The 6,177-nt window shown below is 39.3% G+C and carries 9 protein-coding genes; 1 reads left to right on the forward strand and 8 read right to left on the reverse strand.

Annotated elements, in window-relative coordinates; translation table 11 throughout:
• The 7 genes from RAO94_14090 to RAO94_14120 form a co-directional block, all read right to left on the reverse strand.
• On the reverse strand, nucleotides 1–250 hold a 250-nt coding region (locus RAO94_14090; GenBank protein MDP8323472.1), incomplete at its 3' end, for an ATP-binding cassette domain-containing protein.
• Nucleotide 251: 1 nt separating this feature from the next.
• A complete protein-coding gene (locus RAO94_14095) occupies nucleotides 252–1,421 on the reverse strand; it encodes an ABC transporter permease (protein ID MDP8323473.1) in 1,170 nt (389 codons plus the stop codon).
• Complete coding sequence (locus RAO94_14100; GenBank protein MDP8323474.1) at nucleotides 1,418–1,765, reverse strand: hypothetical protein; 348 nt, start codon at nucleotides 1,763–1,765, stop codon at nucleotides 1,418–1,420. The genes RAO94_14095 and RAO94_14100 overlap by 4 nt, the downstream gene beginning before the upstream one ends.
• The gene (locus tag RAO94_14105; protein MDP8323475.1) at nucleotides 1,758–2,399 is read right to left on the reverse strand and encodes a hypothetical protein; all 642 of its coding nucleotides are present in this window, start codon (nucleotides 2,397–2,399) and stop codon (nucleotides 1,758–1,760) included. Before RAO94_14105 ends, RAO94_14100 begins: the two co-directional genes overlap by 8 nt.
• Nucleotides 2,399–3,400 carry a hypothetical protein gene (locus tag RAO94_14110; protein MDP8323476.1) on the reverse strand — a complete coding sequence of 334 codons (1,002 nt, stop codon included), beginning with the start codon at nucleotides 3,398–3,400 and terminating at the stop codon, nucleotides 2,399–2,401. Before RAO94_14110 ends, RAO94_14105 begins: the two co-directional genes overlap by 1 nt.
• 44 nt (nucleotides 3,401–3,444) lie before the next feature.
• Nucleotides 3,445–3,918, reverse strand: a complete 474-nt coding sequence (locus tag RAO94_14115; GenBank protein ID MDP8323477.1) for a cupredoxin domain-containing protein — start codon at nucleotides 3,916–3,918, stop codon at nucleotides 3,445–3,447.
• A gap of 9 nt (nucleotides 3,919–3,927) precedes the next feature.
• On the reverse strand, nucleotides 3,928–4,239 hold the full coding sequence (locus tag RAO94_14120; GenBank protein MDP8323478.1) for a metal-sensing transcriptional repressor: 312 nt from the start codon (nucleotides 4,237–4,239) through the stop codon (nucleotides 3,928–3,930).
• Nucleotides 4,240–4,695: 456 nt separating this feature from the next.
• Here RAO94_14120 and RAO94_14125 point away from each other — a divergent pair, with 456 nt between their 5' ends.
• Nucleotides 4,696–5,388: a hypothetical protein gene (locus RAO94_14125; protein MDP8323479.1), complete on the forward strand. Its 693-nt coding sequence runs from the start codon at nucleotides 4,696–4,698 to the stop codon at nucleotides 5,386–5,388.
• Between the two features lie 48 nt (nucleotides 5,389–5,436).
• Here RAO94_14125 and RAO94_14130 read toward each other — a convergent pair whose 3' ends face one another.
• On the reverse strand, nucleotides 5,437–5,871 hold the full coding sequence (locus RAO94_14130; protein ID MDP8323480.1) for a hypothetical protein: 435 nt from the start codon (nucleotides 5,869–5,871) through the stop codon (nucleotides 5,437–5,439).
• Nucleotides 5,872–6,177 lie beyond the last annotated feature (306 nt).

Consider the following 6,177-nt stretch of genomic DNA (forward strand, 5'->3'; position numbering starts at 1 on the left):
TGAATTTAGTGAGTTCCCTGTCTTTGAGCAATTCCAGTTGTTTTCCATCAAGAAAGAGCTGGCCTTTGGTAGATTTATCCAGGCAGCCGATCAGGTTAAGGAGGGTGGTTTTACCAGCCCCGGAATGCCCCATCAGGGCAGTGAAATCACCTTCCTGAAGGCTGAAATCCAGACCCTTGAGGGCATGAACATCCTCTGCCGGGGTCTTATAGATCTTCTCCAGACTCTTTGCTTCTACTATGGGCTGCATATTATTCTCCACTTCTGATAGCTTCGATAGGTTTCATCAGTGCTGCTCTGAGGGCAGGATATATGCCGGAGAATAAACCTAGGGCAATAGCACCCAGCAGAGAGAAGATTATCAATTTGGGAGAAATAAAGATAAGGTCACCTTCAGGAGCAAAGGGGAGGAATTTTTTTACAAAGAACTCTACTCCGCTGCCCCCCGCTAAGGCGAATACGCTTCCCAGTATACCGCCCATGGTGCAGATAATGATAGTTTCATACCATATAAGCTGGAATATCTGCTTATTTCCGGCACCAATAGCCTTCATGACTCCGATCTCCTGAGTTCTTTCAAACACGCTCATAAGAATGGTGTTTATCACGCCGACGATAGCTACGAAAATAGCAATGATGGCAACTGAAGTTATCAGGATCTGAGCAGAAGAGATAAGATTGAGGATAGTACCTTTCACCTGGGCAAGGCTAATCACCTGAATGCTGCCTTCATCATAGAGGTCTTCTTCAAAGGCACTCAGTTGAGAAAGGTCTTTGAGCTTGATGCCGATTCCGGTGAGTTGATCTGGCAGATTGAATATCTTCTGGGCAGTTTTGAGAGGCAGGAATATTACTCCGTCATCCTGGGTACCTGATCTTTCAAAGATACCCTTAACGGTGAGTATTTCCCTGGTGTCCGGGATAAATATCTTATCTCCCACACCGCGCTGTTCCAGTTCAGCAGCTTCATAACCAATTATCACTTCCAGAGCTTCGGGAGAGGAGAACCAGGAGCCTTCCTTGAATTTTGCCCAGGGCTTGAGCTCTGTGTAGGAAGCTTCTATTCCCATATACATGGCAAACCCGCCACCTTCTATGCTTTTCACTGTGGCAAGCTGGGGAGTTATCTTATCTATTCGCTCATCGGTGACAATTCTGTCATAGACGTCTGCATCCATATAACGCAGTCCGCCACCACCTTTGAGCATGAGAGTGGCTGCTTCATAGGGACAGCCTTTGGCAGTTACCAGCACCTGATAACCCATCTTATCAACGTCATTATTAAGCGCTCTGCGGTAGCCGGCATTAAAGCCCAGCAGGCTTACCAGGACAGCAACAGCCATGGCAACTCCACCGATAGTGAGCAGGGAGCGTATCTTCTTTCGGGCAATATTCTTATAAGCTATGATCAGGAGTCTCATTTGATTTCCACTCCTTTTGCCACGAATACGGAATTTTCTTTTACTTTAATGTAGGAACCTTCCACAACGGCTTTTTTCCCGGTACTCTGGGGAATGGCAATCCCTGAAGGAGCCAGATCCACATATATCTCACCGGAATTATCCTCGAGATAAAACCAGCATCCAGTAGGGCAAACTGCTCCAATCTTACCTTCCAGACGGAGGGTGTCAGTACTATCTTTTAGATTAAGAGCCTGGTTGATCTGAGTTACATTAGCTTCTTTTATTTCAATGCCATAAGTCTGCTTACTGCAAGCAGTAAGCAGCAAAAGGGCTATGAGCATAATCAGTGGTAATCTATTCATTATTTTCCTCCTGTGGGATTATAAAATATTCATCATGCATCCGGTTAAGGAAGAAGAAGTCCAGCTGGATCAGGTTCTTTTTGATGCCGTGCATTGTATTGATAAAATCCTCGTTGCTTTGCGAGGACGGGTCAGTTATTTTTGCCAGAGCTGAGGTATTATCACCCTGGGCGTATTGATAGAAGTCCTTAAGCGAAAGATCGATGAATTGGGAAGTGAACTCGGGGGACTTAAAGAGCTTTGCTTCCGGAGAGGACATCTTTTGGTAATAGAAATCCTGGATAATACCTTGAGGGTCAGTAGCCAGAATAAGCTGCATTCCGCCAAACATCCCTCTTTGATTAAGACCATGGATCCTGCCAATTATCTGGTCGCCTTTGAGCACCGTGTAATAGGAATATTCCACGCTGGTCTTTTCATATTTATCATCAAAAGCATCTCCCAGCCTTTGTTCCAGTTCTTTTTTCAATTCAGCACCACCACGGGAATCGATGCTGATATATTCCGTGAGATAATTTGTGGACTGAGGAAATATTCTCAATACATCACGGTCTGGGTCATTAAGCGAGCAACCCACTGCTGCCTGCAGAAGTGCTGCTGAGATCAGAACGAGTATCAGAGTAAGTAATTTCATTATATCTCCCTAAAATAGTAGAGCTGCAGGAATATCTGCTGATCAGAAATCCCCTCCTGATCGAGATTGATCATAAAAGCGGTGTTTAATTGAAGTGCATCTGTAAGCTTGTATTTAGTGCCGAAAGCGATGAGTGAAGAATAGGCGTAGGGATCAGCATAGCTCATCACATTGAAATAGTTCTGCAGATAAAATTCCCAGGCTTCCAATGTATAGGGAGCATAATTCAACTGGTGGAAGGTATATAACACTGTCTGTCCGTCATTTTCACCAAAGGCCATTTCAGATAAGTATTTATAGGCAGACCACTGATATTGAAGATCAAACCCTATCCGGGTTCTATCACTGGACTTCATTTTTGAAGGTGCGGGGAGAAGCTGCATTTTGTCTGAAAGCACAATATTTGACTTCATGAGTGAAAATCCGGCAATCAGGTCATCAGAATAATCACGCGATATCCTGCCGGTAAAGAGGTAATTATTATCCCAGTGAGGGAAGCCCATGCCCAGACCAGCCTGAGCAGCGATCAGGTAATCATATTTGCCGATGAAACTTGACCAGGCAATGCCCCAGTCGTGCTTCATGCCGATATTCATCATGGAATTTGTCTGCAGAATGGAGCCGTGGGTATCGATCTCCTGCTCCAGTCCGAAGACGGGTTGAAAATGACCTAGTCTGAGCTTTTTGCCCAGACCCAGCTTGTAATCTGCCCAGAGGTTATGCACCTGCAAAGTGATATGATCTTCATCATCACTATCATATAATAATCTCACCTGGGCATCAAGGGTAAGGAAATCGCCCTGGGAATGAGAATATTTATTATAATACTCAAAGCCCAAAGAATTTTTTAAACTCCGGGAATTATCAATGAACTGTTCATTTTCTGAATAACCGCCAATCAGATTGACTTCCCCATAAAAATTCGCCTTGAGAGAAGATAAGGGGAGTAAACACAATAAGAGAATTACTGATATAATTACGAGTTCTTTATATTTCTGCATAATATTCTATCCTTCTCTTCTCCCAGGGCTTGCGAGGAAGAAATTTATTTACCCTTTGGGCAACTGCCGCACTTAGTGCAGCCTGGCATAGGGTTTCCTGATATATTTACATTTGCATTGGCTTCCAGCATTTTTATATCTGCTTTTTGGAGGTCATCTACTACGATGAACTTACCGGGAATCATATTCATGTGACAGCTGAATTTATATTCTCCGCTGCTTACGGGAGTGAATTTCTGCATCTGCTTGCCATCTGTGAGGTCAAACTTAAGCTCAAAATCCTGTGCTACAATACCATTATTACAGCCATTCAACTCATTGCCTTCTATCTCCCAAACCACTGGAATGTCCTTCTGGATAACAAAAATATTGGGATGCCAGCCATAGCGGTCTACTGACATTTTGATCACCTGGGTATCTGACTGAATATCTGCTACACCCAATTCTACCTTTTGAGCTGCATTAAGTGAAAATAGAGCAGCTATCCCGATCAGTATTAGTATTATTACCTTTTTCATTATTACTCCTTAGCGACTTTTCGTCATTCTTTTAATAGTTTTCATTACTTCATCAATAACTTCCAGGTTACCATCTCTGATCTGCTCTACAACACAGCTCTTCATGTGAGCTGCAAGCAGGTTCTGGGCTACTGCTGACATGGCAGACTGGATTGCTGATATCTGGGTAAGTATATCATCACAATACACATTTTCAGATATCATCTTATTTACACCTTTAATTTGACCTTCAATGCGGTTAAGCCGCGATGTGAAGTCCTTTTTGAGCTCCTCAGAGTGATGAGCTTCTCTCATCGTGCAATGCTGACAAACTTCTTTCATACTACCTCCCTTTAAGATACCCCAGTGGGGTATATAGAATATAGACTGAAAAAGCGATAAAGCAAAATATTTCTCTTTTTTATTTAGTTATTTATTATAATTAAGGAATTAGAGGGACACTCTTGAATTATTATCAGAAATCCGGTATTACTTATTAATTTAGGAGTAACATCACATAATAAGTATTAATTAATCTGCATCCTGAAAGGGTACAATTATAATAGCCTCAGGTGAAACCTGGTGGGGCGGGTTTTCGTTCATTGTGAACCATGGGTTTCGCCCATGGCTATTATTGTTATGCCCTTTCAGGGCGGTTATAAAGCAATTAAATTATACTTCCTGGAATGATAGATCAGATTAATATTATTTGACATTTTATTAAGTATGATTAAAAAAAGGTATATATGCTTAAGCTATAGATTGATCTTGCGATGAGATAAATTTAGGAGAATATAAATGAGAAAAATTATAATCACGTTATTGATGGTATCATTAATAATAACTCCAATTTTTGCTAATCCTATGCCTGAGGGTAGGTCTGGTCCTGATCCCAAAATATTTATCGGAGTTATTTCTGTTATCACATTGGGTTTAGGGTATTTACTTTTCAGGGCATTTACCAATCATGATAAAGTAGAATTTATCAGTGAGGAGATCACTCTTTCCATAAATGATGATAATTCTGTTGATGTAGAAGGAGTCTATCACTTTGAGCGAACCGGAAACGCCATAAAGACTTTCGAAATACTATATCCTTTTCCTGATCAGAAAGAATACGGTGAAGTTGAGATAAAATCAGTAACTATCAATAATAGAGAAGCTGAGTATTATAATTTTGAACTTAACCGTTATCAGCGGATCAATCTAACTTTAGGTTTTGATGGATCAGATAAATGTGAAATGAGGATCTTATTTACTCAAAAACCGGAAAACTCTTCATACAAATACATCTTGAGATCAACCCGAAAATGGTTGCAGGAACTGGAGGAATCTATCATAAATGTTAACTTACCAGCTTCCTATATATTAGAAAGCAATTATCCTGAGCTTGCTGAAGTAAATACAAATAATACTCAATCAGAATTTAGTATGGTTAAAACTCACTTTTATCCTGAAAGGGATCTACTAATAAACTGGGATAATAAATAACGTATAGTAATCAATTCCAAAGTGAACAGGAATTCCTGAGCCATATATTTATTTTCGTGTGTTTTTCTCAATATCAATAAATAGTTTAATTAATTCAGAAAAGGCAAGAATTAAAATAAAACTAAATAAACCAAAATAAATAGATAAAGATATAATCATGATTGCTAATGACTTATCATATGAGCCTAATAAAGTTAATCCAAAGATCAAAATGCTGATTGATAGAATTAAATCAATATATGCAACATATTTTAGTATAGTGGATATTGAATATAATGCAGGATACTTTTTAAAAGATGACATATCAGTTTTATTATTTGTGGTTGATCTCCAAATTTCAGATTGTTTATCAACTTGTATTGATTTATTGTCAGGAATAATGTTTTCGCATCCACATATTTTGCATTTTGAAATTTCACCTGGTTTCAAGTGAGAAATGATAATTTTTTCTCCGCATTTAGTACAATTAAAAATTACTGACATAATATTCTCCTTGTTTTGTGTCACGAATAATGCAATTCGTGAGTTTTATTTTACAATCTGCGCATCGATCCTGGAATAACATTTCGCTTCTCTATTAAGTATTATAAACATATATATATCTAAAATGAGAAAAGCATAAGTCCTTGTCAAGCGTTTTCATTCCATACTGGCATCCCCCCGTTTTTCATTTGAATTTTATCCTCATTTGTAAATATTCAGCATAGTATCCCTTATACTTTTTCCTAACCATTAGTTTCCAGTTACTAAATAAATAATTCACAACTTTGATAATACGATAATATATGA

Source organism: Candidatus Stygibacter australis, assembly GCA_030765845.1.
In the GTDB taxonomy this organism is placed as follows: Bacteria; Cloacimonadota; Cloacimonadia; order Cloacimonadales; family TCS61; genus Stygibacter; species Stygibacter australis.

Excerpts from the sequence above, each read along its gene's own strand:
- RAO94_14095 (MDP8323473.1), bottom strand. The coding sequence starts at position 1,421 with ATGAGACTCCTGATCATAGCTTATAAGAATATTGCCCGAAAGAAGATA.
- RAO94_14110 (MDP8323476.1), bottom strand. The coding sequence starts at position 3,400 with ATGCAGAAATATAAAGAACTCGTAATTATATCAGTAATTCTCTTATTG.
- RAO94_14105 (MDP8323475.1), bottom strand. The coding sequence starts at position 2,399 with ATGAAATTACTTACTCTGATACTCGTTCTGATCTCAGCAGCACTTCTG.
- RAO94_14125 (MDP8323479.1), top strand. The coding sequence starts at position 4,696 with ATGAGAAAAATTATAATCACGTTATTGATGGTATCATTAATAATAACT.
- RAO94_14100 (MDP8323474.1), bottom strand. The coding sequence starts at position 1,765 with ATGAATAGATTACCACTGATTATGCTCATAGCCCTTTTGCTGCTTACT.
- RAO94_14120 (MDP8323478.1), bottom strand. The coding sequence starts at position 4,239 with ATGAAAGAAGTTTGTCAGCATTGCACGATGAGAGAAGCTCATCACTCT.
- RAO94_14130 (MDP8323480.1), bottom strand. The coding sequence starts at position 5,871 with ATGTCAGTAATTTTTAATTGTACTAAATGCGGAGAAAAAATTATCATT.
- RAO94_14115 (MDP8323477.1), bottom strand. The coding sequence starts at position 3,918 with ATGAAAAAGGTAATAATACTAATACTGATCGGGATAGCTGCTCTATTT.